At 48.8% G+C, this 22,505-nt stretch carries 19 protein-coding genes; 8 read left to right on the plus strand and 11 right to left on the minus strand.

What is annotated here, in order from left to right; genetic code table 11:
* Positions 1 to 9: 9 nt before the first annotated feature.
* Together FN037_RS18945 and FN037_RS18950 are read left to right on the plus strand one after the other, a co-directional pair.
* Positions 10 to 765: an MBL fold metallo-hydrolase gene (locus tag FN037_RS18945; protein ID WP_142502957.1), complete on the plus strand. Its 756-nt coding sequence runs from the start codon at positions 10 to 12 to the stop codon at positions 763 to 765.
* A complete protein-coding gene (locus FN037_RS18950; protein ID WP_142502958.1) occupies positions 762 to 1,793 on the plus strand; it encodes a LacI family DNA-binding transcriptional regulator in 1,032 nt (343 codons plus the stop codon). Before FN037_RS18945 ends, FN037_RS18950 begins: the two co-directional genes overlap by 4 nt.
* A 634-nt stretch (positions 1,794 to 2,427) precedes the next feature.
* Here FN037_RS18950 and FN037_RS18955 read toward each other — a convergent pair.
* The 3 genes from FN037_RS18955 to FN037_RS18965 all read right to left on the minus strand — a co-directional run bounded on the left by FN037_RS18955 (position 2,428) and on the right by FN037_RS18965 (position 7,605).
* Positions 2,428 to 4,692, minus strand: a complete 2,265-nt coding sequence (locus tag FN037_RS18955; RefSeq protein WP_138358346.1) for a TonB-dependent siderophore receptor — start codon at positions 4,690 to 4,692, stop codon at positions 2,428 to 2,430.
* 715 nt (positions 4,693 to 5,407) lie between these two features.
* Entirely contained in the window at positions 5,408 to 6,460 is a 1,053-nt protein-coding gene (locus FN037_RS18960) for an AraC family transcriptional regulator (protein WP_138358344.1), read from the minus strand.
* A gap of 140 nt (positions 6,461 to 6,600) precedes the next feature.
* A complete protein-coding gene (locus FN037_RS18965; protein ID WP_138358342.1) occupies positions 6,601 to 7,605 on the minus strand; it encodes a phosphotransferase enzyme family protein in 1,005 nt (334 codons plus the stop codon).
* A 35-nt stretch (positions 7,606 to 7,640) separates the two neighbouring features.
* Here FN037_RS18965 and FN037_RS18970 point away from each other — a divergent pair, with 35 nt between their 5' ends.
* The 3 genes from FN037_RS18970 to FN037_RS18980 are packed head-to-tail and all read left to right on the plus strand — an operon-like array spanning position 7,641 to position 10,588.
* A complete protein-coding gene (locus FN037_RS18970) occupies positions 7,641 to 7,850 on the plus strand; it encodes a hypothetical protein (protein ID WP_142502959.1) in 210 nt (69 codons plus the stop codon).
* Entirely contained in the window at positions 7,850 to 9,214 is a 1,365-nt protein-coding gene (gene eat / locus FN037_RS18975) for an ethanolamine permease (protein WP_142502960.1), read from the plus strand. Before FN037_RS18970 ends, eat begins: the two co-directional genes overlap by 1 nt.
* Positions 9,215 to 9,247: 33 nt before the next feature.
* Entirely contained in the window at positions 9,248 to 10,588 is a 1,341-nt protein-coding gene (locus FN037_RS18980; protein WP_138358338.1) for an aspartate aminotransferase family protein, read from the plus strand.
* A 601-nt stretch (positions 10,589 to 11,189) separates the two neighbouring features.
* On the opposite strand, the gene FN037_RS18985 is transcribed toward FN037_RS18980, so the two are convergent.
* Together FN037_RS18985 and FN037_RS18990 are read right to left on the minus strand one after the other, a co-directional pair.
* Positions 11,190 to 11,435, minus strand: coding sequence for a hypothetical protein (locus tag FN037_RS18985; protein WP_001548021.1), 246 nt, complete (start codon positions 11,433 to 11,435; stop codon positions 11,190 to 11,192).
* Positions 11,436 to 12,085: 650 nt separating this feature from the next.
* The gene (locus FN037_RS18990) at positions 12,086 to 13,450 is read right to left on the minus strand and encodes an anti-phage deoxyguanosine triphosphatase (protein ID WP_106939559.1); all 1,365 of its coding nucleotides are present in this window, start codon (positions 13,448 to 13,450) and stop codon (positions 12,086 to 12,088) included.
* Positions 13,451 to 13,976: 526 nt separating this feature from the next.
* On the opposite strand from FN037_RS18990, the gene FN037_RS19000 reads away from it, so the two are divergent.
* Together FN037_RS19000 and FN037_RS19005 are read left to right on the plus strand one after the other, a co-directional pair.
* Positions 13,977 to 14,543 (plus strand): DNA adenine methylase, encoded by a 567-nt coding sequence (locus tag FN037_RS19000; RefSeq protein WP_001514831.1) that lies wholly within the window; start codon positions 13,977 to 13,979, stop codon positions 14,541 to 14,543.
* Positions 14,540 to 15,385 (plus strand): 8-oxoguanine DNA glycosylase, encoded by an 846-nt coding sequence (locus FN037_RS19005; RefSeq protein WP_044650562.1) that lies wholly within the window; start codon positions 14,540 to 14,542, stop codon positions 15,383 to 15,385. The genes FN037_RS19000 and FN037_RS19005 overlap by 4 nt, the downstream gene beginning before the upstream one ends.
* Here the strand turns inward: FN037_RS19005 and FN037_RS19010 are convergent.
* The 4 genes from FN037_RS19010 to FN037_RS19025 are packed head-to-tail and all read right to left on the minus strand — an operon-like array spanning position 15,329 to position 18,153.
* Positions 15,329 to 16,003 (minus strand): dehydrogenase, encoded by a 675-nt coding sequence (locus tag FN037_RS19010; protein WP_223371151.1) that lies wholly within the window; start codon positions 16,001 to 16,003, stop codon positions 15,329 to 15,331. The two genes, FN037_RS19005 and FN037_RS19010, sit on opposite strands and share 57 nt — an antisense overlap.
* Complete coding sequence (locus FN037_RS19015) at positions 15,981 to 16,586, minus strand: 7-cyano-7-deazaguanine synthase (RefSeq protein ID WP_046877730.1); 606 nt, start codon at positions 16,584 to 16,586, stop codon at positions 15,981 to 15,983. The genes FN037_RS19010 and FN037_RS19015 overlap by 23 nt, the downstream gene beginning before the upstream one ends.
* Complete coding sequence (locus FN037_RS19020) at positions 16,583 to 17,824, minus strand: PfkB family carbohydrate kinase (protein ID WP_077257501.1); 1,242 nt, start codon at positions 17,822 to 17,824, stop codon at positions 16,583 to 16,585. Before FN037_RS19020 ends, FN037_RS19015 begins: the two co-directional genes overlap by 4 nt.
* Positions 17,821 to 18,153 carry a hypothetical protein gene (locus tag FN037_RS19025; protein ID WP_044650496.1) on the minus strand — a complete coding sequence of 111 codons (333 nt, stop codon included), beginning with the start codon at positions 18,151 to 18,153 and terminating at the stop codon, positions 17,821 to 17,823. Before FN037_RS19025 ends, FN037_RS19020 begins: the two co-directional genes overlap by 4 nt.
* A gap of 360 nt (positions 18,154 to 18,513) precedes the next feature.
* Between FN037_RS19025 and FN037_RS19030 the strand changes: the two genes are divergently transcribed.
* On the plus strand, positions 18,514 to 19,119 hold the full coding sequence (locus tag FN037_RS19030) for a hypothetical protein (RefSeq protein ID WP_142502961.1): 606 nt from the start codon (positions 18,514 to 18,516) through the stop codon (positions 19,117 to 19,119).
* A gap of 281 nt (positions 19,120 to 19,400) precedes the next feature.
* Here FN037_RS19030 and FN037_RS19035 read toward each other — a convergent pair whose 3' ends face one another.
* Both FN037_RS19035 and FN037_RS19040 read right to left on the minus strand, forming a co-directional pair.
* Entirely contained in the window at positions 19,401 to 19,583 is a 183-nt protein-coding gene (locus FN037_RS19035) for a hypothetical protein (protein ID WP_235897013.1), read from the minus strand.
* Between the two features lie 452 nt (positions 19,584 to 20,035).
* Positions 20,036 to 22,438 carry an AAA family ATPase gene (locus tag FN037_RS19040; protein ID WP_064388572.1) on the minus strand — a complete coding sequence of 801 codons (2,403 nt, stop codon included), beginning with the start codon at positions 22,436 to 22,438 and terminating at the stop codon, positions 20,036 to 20,038.
* Positions 22,439 to 22,505 lie beyond the last annotated feature (67 nt).

Genomic DNA, 22,505 nt, shown 5'->3' on the forward strand with positions numbered 1-22,505 from the left:
CGAGGGAAAATGAAAATAGATGTTCTTGGCTGCGGTAGCGCCTTTTCCAGCGAGTACAACACGTCTGCGCTGCGCATTCTCGACGATGTGAACCGGCAGTGGTTGATTGATTGCGGCCCGACGATCCCGCGGGCGTTGTGGCAGCGCGGCGGCGATATTAACGATATTGACGTTATCTATTTCACCCACGTTCACCCGGACCACTGTACCGGCCTGACGGCGCTGCTCAACTACTGGAAGAGCTTCTCGCGTCAGAAGCCGTTGATTATCTACAGCCAGCCGCAACAGCGCCCGGTACTGATGCAGTTGACGGCACTGGCAAACTGGCCGCAAACGACCTTGCCTTTCGTTATCGACTGGCGCGACAGCGTCGACGCCTGGACGTGGCATGACTGGCATATTCAGACCGCAGAAACGCAGCATGAGCTCACCAACCGCGCCATTCGCATCACCACCGGCGGGCAAACGCTGTTTTACAGTGGCGATGGGCGGCCAACGCCGGGTTCTATCGCGCTGATGGCGGGCGCCAGTCTGGCATTCCAGGAGTGTGCGTCGCTGACCGCGCTCGCTGATAACGCCTCGCACGGCGATTTTCCCTCCTGCCTGGCGCTATTCCGGCAGCTAAATTTACCCGCGCTGGGCCTCTACCACTGCGACGATGCGATATTACCCGCCCTGAAATCCGCCTGCCTGCCGTGGGAAGGCTTGTTCGTGAGTTACGACGGCTTGCAGTACAGGCTCCGGCAGCCGGAGCGCTCGTCATGACTTCATCGCCGCGTAAACAGAGCGTCACCGCCCAGGATGTTGCCCGACGGGCGGGCGTCTCGCGGGCGGTGGTTTCTCGTGCTCTGAGCAATAACGGCAGCATCTCGCCCGATACCAGAGAACGGGTGCTGCGCGCGGCTGAAGAGCTGGGGTATCAGGTCAATTTTCTTGCCCAGGGGCTGAACCGACGACGCAGCCATTTGATCGGCGTGATCGTCTCCCGCATCAGCGATCCCTTTCGCAGCAGTCTGCTCGACAAACTGCTCAACGAGATCCAGCTCCGTGGTTTTCAGGCGCTGGTGAGCGAAATCCGCAGCGAGCAGGAGCTGGTGCGCACCCTGCGCCAGTTCGCCCAGTTCCGCGTTTCCGGCGTTATCGTCACCTCCGGCCAGCCGCCGGAATCGCTGGTTAACGAGTGCGTTCAACAACAAATTCCTGTGGTCGGCATCAACCGCCAGCCCGATATTCCCTGCGTTGACTATGTCTGTTCGGATAATGTCGCCGGTGCCACGCTTGCCGCAGAACAGTTGGTTGGCGCTGGCTGTCGGCGCTTTGGCTGGCTCAATCACCCGGATTCAACCTGGGCCGGGCGAATGCGAGGCGAGGCATTTTCTCAGGCGTTACGGATACTCGGCGTCGATACGCATCGCGATTTGCACGCGCTTTTCGCCCCCGCTGAGGGCTACGATGGCGGTTTCCAGGCCGCCATCAGCACCGACGACAGGCTGCAGGGGATTTTCTGCGCGAATGATCAGTTGGCTTGCGGTTTTCTCGACGGTATGCGTCAGCGCGGCAGGCAGGCCCCCGAAGATTTTCAGCTCATCGGCTTTGACAATACGCGGCAAGCAGCACAATACAGTTATCAGCTCAGTACATTACATCAGAACGTCGCGGAGATTTCCCGTCAGGCCTTAAGCCGCCTGCGGGAGCGTGCCAGCGATCCTTTACAACCTTCGCGCACCACATGGGTGGGCGTGCAATTGATTCACCGACGCACTGCGCCATCGACCGATAATAACAGGACGTGAATCAGCGGTTCCGTAAAAGTCTGAGCGTACGCTGGCAAGGATTCCCCCTCCTCCGTATCGCTACGGTTGGGAATTGGGAGGGGGAAAGGGGACAACTTTAAGAATGGAAATGGCAGGATGCCATTATTAATCGTTTCCGGGATCAAGCGGATTCGATTAACAGGAACCAGTGTAAGCTGCTAAGTTGAATGAATTGCGTAGAGTCAGTGAAGATTTTGTCATAATTTATATCCGTGACATATTTCGCTGATGCTAAAAGTAAAAACATCACCTGCCGTTGTTTACCTCCGGGGAAAGGGGACCAAAATCTTAAAAAACATATCGCCTGTTTTTTTCATGACATTCAGCACCCGGGTAGCCGCTGACTGAGTGCGGGTTCACCGCAGAGGGGGTTGGGCGCATCAGGAAAGCCTGGCGAGAACGCAGGCGCACATCCAGAACTGGCCACTAAGCCAAAATGGGTGAAAACGAAAAATGCGTCATGTTCGCCAGAACCACCGATTGACGGAACCGCTCAGCCAGCCATAAACACAACTGACAGCCCTTAACTGACCAGCATTGCACAGAGCACGGTTTTTAGCGGGCAATAAAAAGCCGGGATAAATAAAGATCCCGGCCTGTCGTTAAATGATTATCAGAAATGCGTATTCACGCTGACATAAAACGTCCGGCCTGATTCATTATAGGTTTCCGCGCCCGCGCCATACAGATAAGCGCCGGTCGTCGAGTTCCCCGTGGTCTGCGCATTACCGGCACGGTAGTGGCGAATGTCGAACAGGTTATCCACCCCGCTGGTCAGGCTCAGATTTTTGTTCACATCCCAGGTCGCGCTCAGCCCGACAATGCTATACGGACTCACTTCGTTCAGCTCACTGCCGGATACCGCCTCACCTTTATAGTTAAAGCGCTTCGGTTTCTGGCGGCCATACCAGGTGAAGGTGCTCTGCAATGAGAGATCGTCGCGCACCTGCCAACTGACGGTCGAGTTGAGCGTGAACTGCGGGATTATCGACAGGCGATCGCCGGTGGTCTTGTTCTTACTCTGCAGCATCCACGTCAGGTTATTGCTCCAGTTAACCGTTTCGCTTACCGGCAGATTTAACGTGCCTTCCAGCCCTTCAACCAGCGCCTTCGGTACGTTTTCCCACTGATAAATATTGGTGGTGCCGTTGCTGGCCGTGCCCACTGCCGAATAGCCGGATTCAATCTTATTGCGGTAATCGTTACGGAAGTATGTCACGCCAGCCTGATAGCCGTTACGCTTGAACTCAAGACCAATCTCTTTATTGACGCTGGTTTCCGCTTTCAGATCTTTATTACCCATCAGGTAACAGGCAGAGTTGCTGGCATAGCACCCCTGGCCATTGCTGTACAGAATATAGTTCGGGTTGAGCTGGTAAAGGTTCGGCGCTTTATAGGCGCGGGCAATCCCCAGCTTCAGCGTCCAGCTCTCCGACAGTTCCTGGGAGAGGTTCAGGGATGGACTCCAGTTATTGCCGACAAGGGTATGGTGGTCAAAGCGTAACGCCGGCGTCAACATGGTGCTGTCGGTCAGCGCGATATTATCTTCGGTAAATAGCGAGAAAATCTCGGCGCTGGAATAGGGACTGCGTCCGGTAGCCGATACACCGTCAATGGAACCATAAGAGAGAGACTGGGTCGTTGATACGCCGTCTTTCATCCGTTGCTGGTTCCACTCGGTACCCAGCGTCAGATTCTGCTCAACGCCGAGAGTAAACGGAATGTTCACTTCACTGTGCAACAGGACATCCGACAGATCGATATCCGAGAATTTGCTGCTGGAGAAAATTCCCTCCGATCCCCCGGCCAGCCCCTCGTTCATGCGTGAGTTACGGGTACGTTCATACTGAGCGAATGTGTTGCTGGTCACACCATTGTCCCAGCCGCCGGTCCACGTAATCCCGTAAGTCTGACGATAGAGACGATTGGTCTCTTTACCATACATACTTTTCACCAGTGCGCTGGTGTTGGTGTTTTGCGTGTCGCCCGCATACAGGTTGCCCTGACGGCTGTAGCCGGTTTCAAATTCCAGCGCCTGCATCGGCGCAAACTCCCAGCGCAGCTTGCCGTGGATATCTTTATTCACGACCCCTTCGCGCCCCGCCGGATAAGAGCCTGCGTAGCTACCGGTTCGTGCCGCTTCATGACCAGAGTTAATATCCTGGGCATCGGCCTGAGTTTTGCTCAGATTTCCCCATAAATTAAAGCTGACCTGATCCGAGAGCGGACCATTGAGACTAAAGTTAGTACGCTTGGTCGCGCCCTCTTTACGGTGCTGAGGAGCGTTCAGATAGGTATTCCAGGAACCATGCCACTCGCCGGTGGCCGGTTTGGTGATGATATTGACTACCCCGCCCATCGCCCCGTTGCCGTAGCGGGCCGCCGCAGGACCGCGAATGACGTCGATATGGTCGATCATTTCCGCGGGTACCCAACTGGTGTCGCCGCGTGTATCCCTGTCGCCGCGCCAGCCATAGCGCACGGAGTTACGACTGGTCACTGGCTTACCATCAACCAGAATCAGCGTGTTCTCCGGCCCCATACCGCGAATATCAACCTGGCGGTTATTGCCGCGTTGGCCGCTGGTGGAGTTGCCTGTAAGGTTAACGCCCGGTTGTGTACGAATCAGTTCGGAGACATCGCGAGCGGGTGGATGCTTACGGATTTCATCGGCCGTAATCGTGGAAACGCCGGGGGCCTGCAGATTCTGTGTCGCCGCGGTCACCACCATCGTTTCGTCGTGATTTGTCTCAGCGGTTGTGGTCGCGGTCTCGGATTTCTTTGTTTCCTCTGAAGTGCTGCCATCAGCGGCTTGCGCTGATAATGTCACTCCCCAGATAGCCATATGGATCAGAACCGCCAGTGAATAATGTTTCATGGAATATGCCCTGTTTTCTTTTATTGCTGTCGGGGCCGCCTGTTTTATCTGTCCGATAAACAGTAATGACTTCCATGCACAGGGCATCATCTCTGCTTTTGGCATAGCAAAGCCCTCCCGCTAAAATACCGGGATAGCAATAAGCAATTAATCACCAAAAATAGGGATATATCACCCTGGCAAAATGAAGATATAAACGGGCCACGCTATTCTTTGATAGCGTTATCCGAACAGCACCAATAGGATTATTGTGCCACATAACGTTATTAGAAATGAGTTTTATTATCAAGTCGATAATTATTCATTTTAGAGTTTAATTAAATAATGAAATAAAAACATAAAGATAGATATGGTTAGCGCTACTTTTATTGATGTAAATTTTAAATAAATGAATTACATCCACATTAAAAAAACATAATTAACACACATTGTCTCCACAATTGTTTATGGCGACATAGCATGATGACTTGAATATGCCTCAGTGTTTTTTATAAAAAAATAGCGTATCACGCAGATATACAGCAGCTTATACTCTACATAATTCGCGTTGCGGGAGGGCGGCAGTCGATGAAATATTTCTTCCTGAATAACAGAAAACTGAATCTGAAGGTCAGCGGATGTGATATGAAAATACATGGCGCATCCGGCAGCGTGAAACGACAGGCTATCATAGCCGTCTGCGCCATATTAATGAGAATTAACTCATATCCCGATATTAACGCGACTTACGGTAGTGGCGGGGGCTATAACCAAACCAGCGACGAAACGCCCGTGAAAAAGCGCTTACCTCAGAATACCCCAGTAGCAACGCCATTTCCGATACCGACAAATGCTGCTGTTTCAGGTAGTGAGTCGCCATCTCTTTACGCACATGATCAACTTGCGCGCTAAAGCTGGTGTTTTCCTCACGCAGGCGCCGCTGCAAAGACCAGGCGGAAAGCCCCTGCTTTTCAGCAACAGCCTCCAGAGACGGTTCGCCATTAACCAGCTGCAGCTGAATGCCGGTGCGGGTCTGGTCAACGCAGCTCTGGTTAACCGGCACCGCGCTCAGGCGTCGAATCGCATCCTGCATAACCAGCAGCAGCATCGGGTCGTGATCGGGCATTTTGCGTGAGACATCCGCTTTATTAATGATCATGGAATTAAACGGCTGATCAAAATAAACGGGGGCATCAAATACCTTACAGTGCTCGTGCCACTGTTCAGGACGAGGGTGTTCAAAATGCACTTCTCTGGGCGCCCAGTGCTTGCCTGCCGCATGGCGGATAAGGTTCAGAAACATGCCCAGCGTAAGCTCTGCGTCCTGACGCCGGGAGAGGATCGCCCCATGGCGGACCTGATAGTCCAGTTGCCAGCTGTCATGACGTTCGGTCAGTTGAATCAGCGTGTTGTGCTGGTGAAACGGAAAGGCGCTGACCAGGTTGCGCAGCGCCTGCTCAAGGGTGGCGGAGCACAGGCCGATATAACCGATAAGCCCCAATGACTGCGGCCGGAACTGCTGGCCGTAATAAAGGCCGAAATTATCACGACCGGCCAGATGCGCCGCCTCCTCCATTACCCGGCAATAACTGACCAGATCCAGGCTCAGGGTCGGACAAGACAGACTCTCTGGATTGATGCCGCTAATCCCGAAAATTCGGTCAGCATCCCCTCCCTGGGAACCGATGAAATCACTGAGCCCCGTCGCGGCCGCAGATAATACGCCGCGGTGCATACCCACCGCTCCGGAGAGCGCAGATAACACACTATCTGATTGCATCATGGTCATTATTCCACTGGAGGCTACACATGGACAGCTCTCCAGCAAAAAATATACCAACCATAATCTTATTTATAATCATCAATTTATTAAAATACCTACGGATTATTTGCACCATCGCGGCCATAGAATGCGCCAGGAGTGTGCGCTCATACGCCGACGGGTAACGCTGTGCCGGCCAGGTAACGTTGACACAAACGCACGGTATGGCTGGTCCAGGCATCCCCCAGGCTACGCGCCATTTCCGTTTCCCGATGTGAAGCGACCCATGCGGTAAGCTGAATACGCCGCTGGATCAACATCGCCGGGATGACAGCCAGTTCCCGATCGCTGATATGCGCGACCTGCTCATAGCCACTTAGCCAGTTTTCGATCCACTGGGGAGCGCTGGCATGATGCTCAACAAAGCTGATGGCCGCCGCTAAATCATGCAGATACCAGCCCATACCGCAATCATCAAAATCAATTACTCGAGTCTCCCCATGATGTAACAGCAGATTGGTTAATCGCAGATCCGCGTGAATCAGGCCATAGTGCGCCGGCGACTGACCAAATTCCGTCATCTGCTGACCGACATGCCGGATCGTCTCCTCTACCAGAGGATGTTCCCGTGGATCGAGGCCGGGGGCATCCCGCCAGTCTCCCCAGTGACTGGCCGCCGACACCATGGTTTGGTGATCCCAGATAATACGGCGAAAACTCGCGGGCTTTTGCCAGCTACGGCTGTGCTGATGCAACCGCGCGGTAATATGTCCCAGTTGACGGAAGGCCGTTGGATCGACCTGGGTTGTCGGCATTTCCCCGTCAATCCAGTGAAATAATACGCCATAGCGTTGGCTTCCGTCGGCCAGGGGCAACCGCTGAATCCGTTCGCCCCGGTCATCCGCAATCGCTTCCGGCACCGCAATACCGGCATCGCGCAGGGCGTCGAGCCACAGCAGTTCACTTTCAATATCCTGACGATCATGATAATCACCGCGATGAATACGCAGCGCGAACCGGTTACCGGAATGCGTCACCTGCAGGGTGGCATTTTCCGATCGGCACAGTAACCGAACCGTGGCATCAGCGTATTGCGGATAGTTAGCCAGCGCCTGATGGGCCAACCGGAGGATCATTTCGTTACTCAGGGTGTCGTACTGTTTCGCGCTCATGTCCTGCTCCATTTATCTCTGAAGGTGACTTCAGAATGGCGCTGAACCTTTTTGACTGGCTTGACGACGCGACAGAGAAAGTTGACCGCAGCCTGCATTTCCCCCTGTTCACACCTGGAGTTGACATTAGCCAGCAGTCATCTGTTTTTTACGGTCAAGTTTTTCCCCGTTTAGCGGGCCATTATCAATGTGCCAGCGTTAACGGCGTCACATTTCTTCTATGGCACAGACGGGGAATGCAGTGATGAAAAACAAACTTAAACCTACTCTCGGAGCCCTGCAGTTGTGGGGAATTGCTGTCGGACTGGTGATTTCCGGAGAGTATTTCGGCTGGAGTTATGGCTGGGGAGTGGCAGGCACTCTGGGCTTTCTGGTTACCACATTATTTATTGCCCTGATGTATACCTGCTTTATTTTTAGTTTTACCGAACTGACCACCGCGATCCCGCAAGCCGGTGGGCCATTCGCATATAGTCGCCGTGCATTTGGCGATACCGGCGGCCTGATTGCCGGTATCGCGACGTTGATTGAATTTGTTTTCGCCCCGCCCGCCATTGCCATGGCGATTGGCGCTTACCTTAATGTCCAGTTCCCGGAACTTAACCCAAAACTGATCGCCGTCTGCGCGTATCTCATCTTTATGGGGCTGAATATTGTCGGGGTCAGTATCGCCGCGACCTTCGAACTGCTGGTCACATTGCTGGCGGTAATCGAATTACTTGTCTTTATGGGCGTTGTCGCACCTGGTTTCAGTCTGGCTAACTTTGTCGCCCACGGCTGGGCGGGCAGCGATAGTTTCTCTGCGGCATCCGTGTCCGGTATTTTTGCGGCTATCCCTTTCGCCATCTGGTTTTTTCTCGCTATCGAGGGGGCGGCAATGGCGGCAGAAGAGGCCAAAGACCCGCGCCGGACAATCCCCAGGGCCTATATCGGCGGCATCATCACGCTGGTTGTCCTCGCGGTAGGCGTGATGGTACTGGCTGGTGGGGCCGGAGACTGGCGTACTCTCTCTGATATTAACGATCCGCTTCCTCAGGCGATGAAAATGCTGGTCGGCAACGATTCCCGCTGGATGCACATGCTGGTCTGGATCGGATTGTTTGGCCTGATCGCCAGCTTCCACGGCATTATTATGGGCTATTCCCGCCAGTTCTATGCTCTTGCCCGCGCCGGTTATCTGCCCCCTGCGCTGGCGAAACTGTCGCGCTTTCAGACCCCGCACCGGGCCATACTTGCCGGCGGCGTAATCGGTATCGCCGCCATCTTCTCGGATGGTATCAGCCTGCAGGGCATGAGCCTGACCGCCGCGATGATCACCATGGCCGTTTTTGGCGCTATCGTGATGTACATCATGAGCATGCTGAGTCTGTTTAAGCTGCGCCGTAGTGAACCCACGTTACTCCGCAGCTACAAGGCGCCGGGTTACCCGTTCATCCCCGCTATCGCCCTGTTCTGCGCTGTCGTTTGCCTGGCTGCCATGCTGTGGTTTAACCCGCAGATTGGCGCGTTATTCCTGGCCTTTATGGTAGCCGGTTACCTCTATTTTCTGACAACACACGCCCGGAGAAACGCGCTTGCCAGCTCTCCGGTCACGGCGACCAACGAATAAGTCTGCCTCAGAGCCTGAATAAAAGGAGTGATTATGACCGTACGATCAACCATCATGGACACCAATAGCTTTCGCGCTGAACATGCCGACAGCCTGGCTCCGGAGATCCGCCAGTTAACCGATAAACGCAGCAAGATCCTCGGCGAGTCCTACCGCCTGTTTTACCGTAATCCAGTTCATCTGGTGCGCGGGCAGGGACAGTATTTGTGGGATAAGCAGGGGAATAAATATCTGGATGTTTACAACAATGTTGCCAGTATCGGCCACTGTCATCCGGCGGTAATTGAAGCGGTTCACCAGCAGATGATGCAGTTAAATACCCATACCCGCTATCTGCATGAACATATTCTTGATTACAGCGAGTCACTCCTCGCCACGCTTCCCGGCGAAATTAATCGGGCGATGTATATGTGTACTGGCTCTGAGGCCAATGACCTGGCGATTCGCATTGCCCGCGCCTGGAGCGGCGGCACCGGCATTATTGTCTCCCGCGAGGCCTACCACGGAACCAGCGCGTTAACCTCTGGCGTATCGCCTGCTCTGGGCAGCGGCCAGCCCCTGGCGCCTGAAACGCGCCTGGTGGCCCCACCGGATTTTTACCGTAACCAGACCGCCGATCCAGGCGCCTGGTTTGCAGCGGAAATTCAGAAGCAGATTGATGATATGGCGGCCCACGGCATTAAATTCGCCGGTTTCCTGGCTGACTCCATTTTCTCTTCTGACGGCGTTTTACCTGGCCCACGCGGTTTTCTGAAACAGGCGATCGATGTGGTCCATAAAAACGGCGGGATTTTTATCGCCGATGAAGTACAGCCCGGTTTTGCCCGTACCGGCGAGGCATTCTGGGGATTTGCCCGCCACGATGTGGTGCCTGATGTCGTGACCACCGGCAAACCGATGGGCAACGGCATCCCGGTCTCAGGGCTGATGGCTAAAGGAGAAGTGCTGGCGGCTTTCAGCGACGCGCTTCCCTATTTTAACACCTTTGGCGGCAACCCCGTTGCTATGGCTGCGGCCCAGGCGGTATTGAGCGTTATCCAGCAGGAAGAGCTCCAGGCCCATAGCCTGCATATCGGCGAGCAACTGCTGGCGGCGCTGCGCACTTTGCAGGATAAGCACGAATGCGTCGGCGATGTACGCGGCGCCGGGCTATTTATTGGCTTCGAACTGGTCACCGACAGGGAAAGTAAACAGCCGAATAAGGCCCTGGCGCTTAATCTTATTGAAGCGCTGCGCGAAGAGTTTGTCCTGACGTCCGTGGCCGGACCTTACGGTAATGTCCTTAAATTACGCCCGCCGCTATGCTTCCAGGCCGAAGATATCGACTGGCTGGTGAGCGCGCTTGACCGTTGCCTGACCAGATTAGGTTCCTGATCTGCCGGGAGTGATAGAACCAGATTGTGCCGTTTCCGAAAGAACGAGTCTCATGGATGAGACGCGTCGCTCAGAAGACGGCGCGCCTGCAACCTGGAGTATGGCGGGTATAAATATTGGTAAGGCTCCAGAATAACCTTGAGCCATAGATATCCGGAAACCCACGATGAACGATTATTCAACCAATCAGGCTTAACCCGATGAAACCTGCAATGGCTGGCGCAAAGCAGGTTATTTCCCCGCAACCAGCCTTTTCCTGACATGCTACACTCCCCCTCCCTCTTTCGAGGTTCAAACCCATTACTGGGTAAGGATAAGTCAGGCTTGCAACCGGCGCTTCAGCAACCTAGCGTTAACTCAAAAAAATGAGTTAACACTTTGTTTACATATAAAAACTTCAAACTCAGAATGGTTCTAATTACCTGATAGTGGAAAACAAAACAAAAAACATAATAATTTCATATTGTTATATGATATTTTATTAACTATGTGAAGTTTATAGTAAAAAATAGCCTTTATTACGACTAAAAACTTTACTTTCCTCTCTTGGTTGTTGCTCACCGCAATCATTCCAATTTTCTGGAATTAGTCTAAAAGAGAATCAGAGCAACTCTTTGCCTATTGGCAGCCTGAAGTCAACTCTGTTGTGAAGATTAACCTCAGAAATGCCCTCAATAAGATTTTCAAGGGAATATTTAACCAGTTCCGCTGGGCCAATAATGATACAGCCATTTTTGACTTCAATATCAATAGCATCGCCGATACTGAAGCCAACTTTTTCCATAATTGCTTCTGGTATTTTGAATACCGGGCTATCTCCGCATTTTTCAATAATTATCTGGATCATTAGAGCTCCCCCGCTAGTACCATCATACATCATTTCTATAACTATGATTATATATCAACAGCTTACATTACATTATTTCAAACCATTTAGTAAGTATCATTGCACTAATCAGTATTAGTAAAAATAATTCAACTATCTTTTATTAATAGATAATTGATACATCCCGCTACAGCACATCGTCCGCATCAAATAGTATCTAATTGATTAGAAATGATTTTAAGTTAAAAAAGATGAAAAAAGTCAGATGTGCTGTAGTGGGAAAATGATTTTTAATGGAGTGGCTTGCATCCTGTTCGATCACCATTTAACAAATGAAAATTTACACAAACTTACAGAAAGGCTCAAAAATTTGTATACGTAGCGCAGTTGAGGTTAGGATAAGCAAAGCTTCCCGCCTCCGGGTTGCTACTTACCAAAAATACCAAAGCGGGGTGCTACCCCCGCTTTTTTTGTAACTGACACTTATTCAGTAACCGTGACTTTCTGGCCCAGTGACGCGCAGTATGCTGAGTTAGCAATAGAGCTTATGCTATCCCAAAAAAAGCCATAGAACCCGACAATACTGATAAGGATTGAGCCCCCCTGAAAACAGGGCCAGTGCCAACTTCTAATTCATCATGCTCACGGTTTTGCCATGTGCAGGGGGAACATCAGAGTCTGTCAAAGATTGATCCTTTGCGCGGAACAAAGATTTTCTCATACATCCGGGTCGCGTACTCGTCCGTCATACCTGAAACATAGTCGCTAATGACCCGCATTTTTTTATCGTCAGCTTTTTCAGCTTCTCTATACTTCTTGCACGTCTCTGCCGGGAGAAAACGTGTGGGGTCGCTTGCCAGCACATTGAACAGCTCTACAATCAACTTCTGGCCTTTGAACTCCAGTAGCTGCACGTTTTCGTGCCGGATAACCTTGTCCTCAACCAGACTGAAAATGGCCTCACGTAAGGCTTCGACTTCAGCAGGTAGTGCCACTTTATAGCGAAGCATTCCGCACTTGAAATCAGGATGCTGCACCTGAAGCGTGACACTTGTGATCATCAGATGAACCAGCGTTCCGATGCATTCCTTGCGAAGGTAGCTTCTGCCGAACAGCTTATCGGCTACGTCTTCAGCGGTCAGGTCAAACGAGCTACGTTGACATGCTTCAAACAGATGCGACTTGTCACTGAAGTAGTCCATCCACATGCTTTTGTCGATCATTCTCAGTGAGATCGCGTCCTCAAGATCATGGAGTGAGTAGGATATCTCATCCGCTAAGTCCATAATCGTTGTGTCCAGCGCTTTATATTTCGTTTTCCTGTGCTCAACCGGCTCGGTGGTCTTTCTTCCGGATCTGAATAACAGCGCATCATCATGATCAAAAGGTTGGAGTGCGAAGCTGACAGTATCCGCTTCGGAGTCCAGATAGCATTTCGGGGGCTTAAAGCCGGAGGATTTAAACAGCCATTCACGGCTTCCTGACTGTAGCTGGCCGTAAGCGCTCTCGTTGACTACCTCAGAGTAGCTTGCCGGGTATTTCAGCACGCCTAGAATAAGCCTGCGCGTCGGATCCAGCCCGTTGGACTCGGTGTACTTATCCAATTGGGTGAGTATACGCAGCGTCTGTCCGTTACCCTCAAAGCCTCCATAGGCTCTCATGCAGTAGTTAAGCGCAACTTCACCACCATGACCGAAGGGGGGATGGCCGATATCGTGGGCAAGGCAGATAGCCTGCATAAGGCTTGGGTGAGGCAGGAATTCCGCCTCAGTCGCTACCCCAACGGGATAGCGTATATTCAGCTGAGACAGGATGCCGCTGCCAATCTGCGCTACCTCCATAGAGTGAGTCAGCCGTGTGCGGTAGAAGTCGCTCTCGCCCAGCCCCAGCACCTGTGTCTTCGACTGTAATCGCCTGAAGGCGGAAGAGTGGATTAGTCGGGAAAGATCACGTTCGTATTCCGACCTTATTTCATCTGGCCTACGGGTATTGTTCCCCTGACGTTCAGACCAGAGCTGTTCTTTGCTGCGTGTCATACAGGCTCCTGTGGGCAGAATATAGCAATCAGCCTGCTTAAGCGCAGACGTGAGAAATGTAAACCCGGGGCTGAGATTCGTCCCTGTTATTCGGAATGAATCCTCTGTGCCAGCAAACTACCCAGGTTTTATCATCGTTAAAGAGTTCCGGGCGAGTGCTCGTCCGTGCTGCACCCTGGAAGTGAAAATGCATCCGTCGCATCCATCATTGAGCAGAATAAATTATCTATCGCATCTATTCCTGTAACGAGACAATATATTTTTTAAATCATCACGTTGCTATGCGTTAGTGCGAACAGCTATGCAATAGAGTTTACAAAAAACGAACTATCAAGTTATTGATTATGTACTTTGTAGTAAAGGAGCGCGTACACCAATACCGATTGTAATTGACATCATCGTCAGAAATGACGATGATTAGCGCATGAGATATCCCGGTGGTAAAGGCAAGTGCTATCAGAGACTCATCAACCTGATGCCAGTGCACGAGACATATATTGAAACCCACCTTGGTGGAGGAGCTGTGATGCGCAACAAACGGCCAGCAGCCCGTAATATTGGAATCGATATTGACCAACAGGTTATTGATGTATGGCGCGGCGGGGATATTCCCTGCGAACTCATTCAGGATGACGCTATAGCGTATCTCAGTACGTTTCCGTATCAGGGTAGTGAACTGGTTTACGCCGACCCACCCTATGTTCATAGCACGCGTAAACGTAGCAAAATCTATCGTCATGAATATTCAGATGACGATCATCGCCGGTTGCTGCAAGTGCTTGCCAGGTTGCCCTGCATGGTCATGATATCCGGTTACGGAAATCCTATCTATGACGAAATGCTCAGCGGATGGCGCTGCGAGCGATTTAACGCCAAGACTCATACGAGCGTGCGTGAAGAATGCGTATGGATGAACTTTGATGTTCCTGACAGGTTGCATGACGCGCGATACATGGGCAGCAGTTATCGGGAAAGACAGACTCTGGCCCGCAGACGCACTCGGCTTTATGATCGCATAGAACGAATGGAACCTGCAGAGCGCAACGAACTGATCAACTGGCTGAACGCAACTTATGGTCTGGAGACTGTATGACGCAGCGCGGAGCGGTCTTCATTGGACCGACAATTATCAATCTTGACTTTCCAGCTCCGGAACAGGATATCCTGCCGGGTGTTCGGTGGGGAAGAATTGAGGCGTTCCCATCGCCAGCGTACTGGGCCTATCAAATACTCGCCCGTCGTCTGGAAGTCAATGCCGTCAATTACAAGCTTGGGCGAACGCTCAAAGAGGAAGTGGGTGCCTGCCTGCTGGGTGGACACGGCATACCAGCTGCGATAGGCCTTGCCGCATTCAATAAGCTGAAGGATTGCGGTGCGTTTGATGCTCAGCCACCATCTGAAGCCACTCTTTACGAATGGCTATCAGAGCCCATTAAAACTGGTAACAAATCAGTGCGTTACCGCTTTGCTCGGCAAAAATCGCGCTATCTCTCGGTTGCACTAAACAGGCTGGATGTAGAGATGCCGCCGACGGATTCGGGCCGTGCTCTCAGAGACTGGCTGACCTCCATTCCCGGTATTGGTCATAAAACGGCATCATGGATAGCACGTAACTGGCTCTGTGCGGATGATGTCGCTATTCTGGACATTCACATCCTTAGGGCGGGATTACTTGCAGGTTTTTTCCCGGGAGACCTTACTGTTGAACGTGACTACCTGAAGCTGGAACAAATATTTCTGGAGTTCAGTGAAGCTATGGGCGTAAAAGCATCCGAGCTGGATGCGCTTATCTGGTATGAAATGCAGGCCTCTTCCAGTACGGTGTTCAGTCTCATCGAAAACATGCGCGGCCAGCCTCTTGCGAAATTGCGCCCTCGTTCATCGCGAGCCAAAAACCGCCAGTCCGGTACCAGCCAGACGACCTTCCAGTTTTAATCCGGAGCACCAGTCATGGCCTGTAATGCCCAGCGGGCAAAAATTGCATTCTAGCGCTTCGGCAACAAGCGCCATCTGCCCAACAAGAACACCAGAATCGCGCCAAACAAGACTATCAGCATCTGAATATTTTGCTGACGTTTTTCCCGGCTCAGCGATAAGTCTGACAATAATTCCGCTCTGGATATCAATTACCGGCAAAAGCTCATCGCGTATTTCGAATCGGGTCTGCTCAGGGATCCGAAGCGGTGCCAGCGCGTGCATGTCAGGCAGATACAGCTGCCACCCATCCCGTTCAGGGAGGGAAAGAATAATGTGAATAGGATGTATGGCCCCAGCGGAGGGCACGGGGCGTTGAGTTAGTGGAAAGCCATAGCTTGAATGTCCCACAGCCATCACTCTGCCGGTTAGCCATAGCCAGTGAGATAGCTGGGCCTGACTGACGTGGCTGAAGTTTCGCTGTGTTCTACGGGTTTCGATCACATCATTCAATCCGGGAAGCACTGCATTCTCCGAAGGAGGCGGCAGAAAAAACGGATCTCCGGCGGGCCAGTTAACGGGTTGATAGCTGAGTGGCTGTTCACGAGGAACAGGACTAGCGGGAACGGTCCAAGTCATATCCGACATCATCCAGAACCTGAAAATACTTATTGCACCCCCGGCAGTTGCCGCATGGGATGTTTGCCTTATGGCAGCTATGGGCCCAAGCGAGGCCACCTGGCGTAACATCTGAAATTCTGATCAACTCAGAGGTTGATAACGTAATTGCCGGAGCTTCGACAACCATGCCTCCTTCCTGAAACGACATAAGCTCACTGATTCTGCTGATAAAGCCTATGGTACCATCTAGATGCGTTTCATCTGACTTCACTGTGCCGATCCACAGGTGCGTGACGCCAAGCGTTATTGCCTTCATGGCCGCCAGCGAGATGAGCATCTGGTTACGATACGGCCACCAATCGCTCGATGGTGCATTCGGATCCATAGTGGTACCAGCCATATCCCCTGATCCCAGCGAACGGCAGTCAATGCGTATAATGTGATGCTCAATTCCAAGGGCCTCACAGGTGGCAGTGGCAGCTTTAATTTCGGCATTGGCGGCTTGCTGACCGTAGTCGAGTGTCAGTGCTATATCCGGGCGCTTCCACCAGGCAATAGCAATGGAGTCCATTCCGCCAGAAAGTAAAAGTGCGGTTTTCATTTTTGAGCGGCCACCCAGAGCGTTTTATAAATTGCTGTGACGTAATCTTTGCTCAAGATACATCCTGATCCTTCCATCATTTTCTGATCCTCTTCCGATTCGTTCTCGGCATAGAACACCACCGGGGTGCCTAGCGCCCGTGCGTAACCGACTTCATAGATGGTGCCGGAGTCGAGTGCATCACCTATTGCAAAAACGATGTCGGCCTGCCGTATCGCATCAAGATCCTTTTCGACTACTTCTTCTGCGGGTCCGTGTCCAACCATGTGGTAGGGGGAAAAAACGTCCAGCCCAAGATCGCTCAGGTTCCGTCGCGCTTGCTCAACAAGCCAGAGCTGTGCCAAGGTAAAGAAGGGGCCAGCCAGATAGACTTTTCTGTTGCCACCCTCAATGAACGCCTGAGAAAGCTTGATGGGGCTGGGACTGAAAGCAGCCAGCCCTTCTGCTGAAGGAAAAAGTCCGCTTTCGCAGTAGCATGCGGTGGCAAGTGAGGCATAATTCGCAGCATCGTGGGCTGTTTTTTTGTTCAGCATCCACTCACGGGAAAAATAGGCTACGAATGCGTCACCAGATCCAATTTTGTTGACCCGACTTGTCTCATAGGCAGGGATATAGGATATTTTCCCTTTATCGCAGATGAGTGCACCGGCTGGGCCCTGCTTGATAATGATGACTTCGGCATGACCACTTTCGTAGAGAAACTCTGCATGCTCTCTGTCGGATAATTCACTCTGGCCACTAAGGGTCTTCGCCTCATAGCGATTAAGGATCAATGCGAGGTGCTTTGCTCTGGATCCGTTTGCTGTGAATGGCTCCGGATTGGTCACATTCTGGGGATCATATACTGCGTATTCCGCGTCGATTACAGCGGATCCCTCCAGCATTCCATAGCGTAGAATACAGGGCGCTTTCACTGTAATGGCCGGGTAAGGGGTGTCCGGGTAATTGAAAATTCGAGGTTCCGCCAGCCCATGCTCATAATGGAATATGACGGATTCACGTACTTCATTCGTATGAAGCGTGAAGTTTTCAAAACAGGCGCGTTCTCGAAGAACCGAATCGACTACTTCATCAGCGTAGGTGTACAAATCAACGTTTACACCGAGCGTTGCCAGTGCTGATGCCGCCCTTCCCGCTGAACCGTAAACCTGGTGATTTCCTGGATAAAGGATAATTTCATGATAGGTACCGCCTGCAATAGTGATGATCTCCGTACTGACCGTTTTGCTGTTGCTCATATCGCGTACACACTGACCCTGACCTGACCACCGTTAATGGCGGTCACTTTAGCAACATAGGTAGTACCATTACTCATACAGTCACGGAGGCGCTGGATGTAGGGAGAAGCGATACCCCCAGCCTGAATACCGTTGTGCATAGCAACCGTTAGCAGAGTCCCATTTGAATTGATTTGCATAATCCCCATAATCACGCCGATTGACAGCTGCGCTACGACATGCGGATCAGGCGAACTTAACTGAGTATCAATCGTAAGTTTTTCACAGGTCACTTCAAAATCATCCTGACCGAACTGGCCGCCAAAGCTACCCCCACCAGAGCCTGACATAGACACCTCATGTTACAATTATTAATATATTTGATATTTGTATATCAATAAATTTTGTCGGTGTATAGAAAAATTGTTTGCTTTATGTGCAGGTATCAGGTGCTATTTTTTTAGACAACATTAGTCATGATTTGTCTTGATAGTCATCTCGGTAGCGTCAGCCTAAGGTCCTTCGAGCAGACCTCGTCGTGAGGACAGAAAGTGTCCATAATTACGGCACCACCTCAATTAACGTATTGAATAAATTATCTATTACAGATAAAACAATCGTTCTTCGGGATAAAACTTCCGTTACCCTAATTAAACATGTATTCTACCCGGCTGGGCTTTTTCCAGCGAAAAAACGCGGAGTTAGCACACATGAAGCGGAAACACAGGGTATTCACCTCCCTTTCGCGCCGTAAACGCCGCGCTAAAACCCGAGAAATCAAAAACCTTATCCACCGTGAACGGCATCGCTGTGGTGGTATATTCTATGACGAGTGCGATATAGATGAGGCATTTGCATGCGGAAACTGGAAGTGGAGCGACATACTTTTCTTGGGAAGAGACTCTGCGATTTTCTGGAATGCGGAGATAATTACGGCCAGTGTAGAATTTAGTGATAGAGTCGAATCAATCGCATTCAATGAAGCATGGTCGATGCTGGATGATGGCGAACGGTTCTGTGATTTGTGCAATAAACCAGCACTCGCCCAATTCGCAGGGCTGACATGGATGGAATATCTTGAGAAGCGAGAACAGGAAATAGCCCGAGAAAACCCACCAATAGTTCACAGTGGTTATCGTATCCTACCCGGCTATGCAAATGGTATTGGTTTGCAGATTATCGTTGATGTTGATGTTTTGAGCCATGACATCATTGAATCTGCTATCGCAGATTTCATTACGCGAGGTGAGCGCGAATGGGTCTCGAATGAACCAGCGTACCCCAAGGTATTTCAAGAAACTTTCACTGTAGATTAGAAGGAAAATATTGAGTCTTGAGATAAAAATACCATTACAGATAAAGTAGTTAATTAAATTGTAAGCATACCGGTAAGCCAACACATAATATGTATATTGAGAGCTTTAACGAAGATTTCGATACGAACATCTGAATGAACGCGGTTCAATGTTATTGTACATAAAATGATTAATGCATGATGACAATTACCGACAACACTCAGCGCTGGATTCTCTGCCCTTCCTTCTAAATTTTCAGCAGTTGGAAGAACATAAAAATCTTTCGGAACAGCGTGAAAAAATCAGAGCTGCTCTTTACCTGTTGGTAAACCGAAGCTAATTTTTTGGTGAAGATTAACTGCGGAAATTCCCTTCAAGAGAGTATCCAAGGAATATATTTTCAGTTCCGTATGGCCAATGATGATGAAACCATATTGGTCTTTAATATCAATAACATCATTTGCACCTAAGCCAAATTTTTTCATACCAAACTCCGCTCCGGGACTCTAACTACCGGGCTGCTCCTCCATTTTTCAATAATAAGAACCATTATAGCCCCCTCATGGGTATCCGCATACAGAGTTTCGATAATTCTGCAAGTGTAGCAGTGAGCTGAATCACTGGACTAAAAGTCATATAGGATCCCTCTTGAGCATGTAAGCATCCCGGTAAAACGAACCATTCACTTTTAGAGATCTTCCGGCATACTGATTATGTCAACTGAGGATGACCCACTCCCCATATGTGATCCATTCACTATCAGGAATAACCGGCTTCTGTAGCGTTTTCAGTGTATTATAGATATCAAAGAATTGAGACGAGTATCATTCCTTTTTAGAATAAATTATAGGAATGACACTCTATTTCTCTTCCTCTCGGCTCTGCAACGAAAAATAAAATTGTCATATTAAAATAATCAAATAGAACTTATTTATTCCTATTGCTCTATATACTCTCCAACACTTTTAAGCAGTGCTGAGTACTGGCCTTCATCTTCCTTAAGCTTTTCGATTATTTGGCATGCTGCTGTTTTCATCTCAGGTACTTCCACAGGCGTTGCAGCCCGTTCAAATACACCACACAAATGTGAGTATTCGTTATTAATTCTGTCAGATAGAATGGCCGGAATTTTGTCTTCCCCAAAAAATAAATTGAGTGTTGATTCGCTCATACCCTGGTCAGGGTACTTATAGTACAAATATATCTCAAAGAACTTTCTAGCGTTATTAGCAAAATTATAGAACGTAATGTAATTAGTATCATCAATGACATCAATAGTAGAGCATTTATATATTTGATGAAAAAGATAATTGAATTCTGTAACATATTCCTTCAAGTACGATGGCATAACTTGAATGGTAGACGTTTTTTCACTCCTTATAACAACAAAGTAAGATTTTTGGAAACTAATTTTCCTGCCAACATTATCAATAAAGCTATCTTTCAACCTTTTCAAATATTTCAAAAAATCCAAATTATGGGTCGAGATAAATAACTGTTTAAATATTCCAGTAGATACAATCCCAGCATTTAACAAACTATAAATAAAAAATATATGATTACCATCAAGTGAGGAAATTGGATCATCAATCCAAATAATTGGCTTGGAATCACGTGTTTCAATATCGTCCAATTTTGCAAGAAAATAACAAAATGCCAGAAGACTACATTCACCTTCACTGAGATGGTAAGCTTTCTTTCCATCTCTCATTACTTCAAATCGAATTTTAGTGGAGTTCATATCATCGTTCTGACCTTTTTGGGCTTCAAGAGATAGAAACTTATGACCAAAAAAATTATTTAAATATTCATTGACTTTTTTTGCTCCTTTTTCCTCATCATTTAACTCACGTTTCTTTTCAATGATCAATGATTGCTTTTGGGAAATCATCCCGGTAATGAGCGATAGTTCACTACTTGCTTCATCGGACTTATTTTTCAATTCAGCTATTGAACTGGTCAGATTTTGGTAATCTATCGTAATTAGATAATTAAAAACCTCGCTATATCTAAGAAGTTTCATCGCCTTAGTTTTTTCAGAATTCAAGGAACTAGTAAATGTATCATTCTTACTGCAAATATCTAAATACTTGTCCCATGCATCGATCAACTCAGGTGTAGAGTCGAGAGGAGTATCAAATTTTTTGGCATTTAAAGTATCCTTCTTCCTATCATGAAGTTGCTGAATAAGGCTATCCAGCGATACCTCATAATTTTTACCCGCAATTTCAAGATTTAAAACTAATTCATCTAATTCATTATGAAACCTAGAGTAAAAGAACGATTTATTGACTGACAAAACCGTTTTTATTGATTTTCTTTCTTCTGCAATTTTCTTGGTCAGAACATCAATATCTTTTTCCAGTTGTTCTGACTCTTCATCAAAATGTTTGTCTAGTTTTATCCATCGTTCCTGCGAAATGATATTATCACAAAATGCACATTTATCATGGTGATCTCTATGATGTGTTCTACCTTCATTCACCCATCTATTTAAGATTGCATCCTTAACTAATTCCTCAATCTTATCAGACGCACTGATTATTTTTGTAATTAGTTTCTCAGCGTCTATCTCAAATGATTTGAGATTAAGAGTAGGAGGTTTAAATTGAGGCAAATTTGGCAATACTCGCTCTGTAATCAACTTATCGTATTGTCCCAACTGTTCTTCTGTTAGTGGCTTATAACTACTTTTATTAACTTCCGCAATTTCATTTTTAAGCTTTACTATAGTGTAATTCTGGTCACCAAAACGCTCTGGTTTGTATTTTATTCCAATATCCTTTCCTGTAGCCTTATTTGTTAGCTGCTTATCCAAGTTATCGCTAGCACTTTTATGCTTCATGAAAGCATTATTATAGGTTGCAGTTGCCGTTTTTTTTCTTGCATATAGACCTGTTTCTTTTCCTTCTTCATTTGTTCCTAATTCAGAATTTAATTCCGATATTTCCATTTCTATTTTGTTATTATCGTCACCAAGGATAGCGAAAGACTCAATACTCTCTTCAGGATTACTGATGAATCGCAAGTTATCTCGAATAAAGTCCTCATTAAAAACACGTATTTTTTTATCATGTGTGGATAAGTTAAGATTAGTAACTTCAACATTATCTGAAAATTTTAAATTAAATGAAGGCGTGCCATATTTATTAGAAATCTCTCCCTTTTCTAAAGCACGGACAATGCGGGAAAGTGTTGTTTTTCCCGAGTAATTCCTACCATATATTATATTAATATCAACAAAGCTTTGAACTGCACCTCCTTTACTTAAAACCTGAGTATCCCAAATGAAGTTATCGAACACTCCCATTTTTTTAATGTGGTTGAATTTTTTTAGCATTTCACTCCCTCACTATATATTATTATTCAGGACCTAACTGGGATTTCAAGATATATCGCCAACTCCT

Source organism: Klebsiella sp. 2680 (assembly GCF_900198535.1).
Taxonomy (GTDB): Bacteria; Pseudomonadota; Gammaproteobacteria; order Enterobacterales; family Enterobacteriaceae; genus Klebsiella; species Klebsiella indica.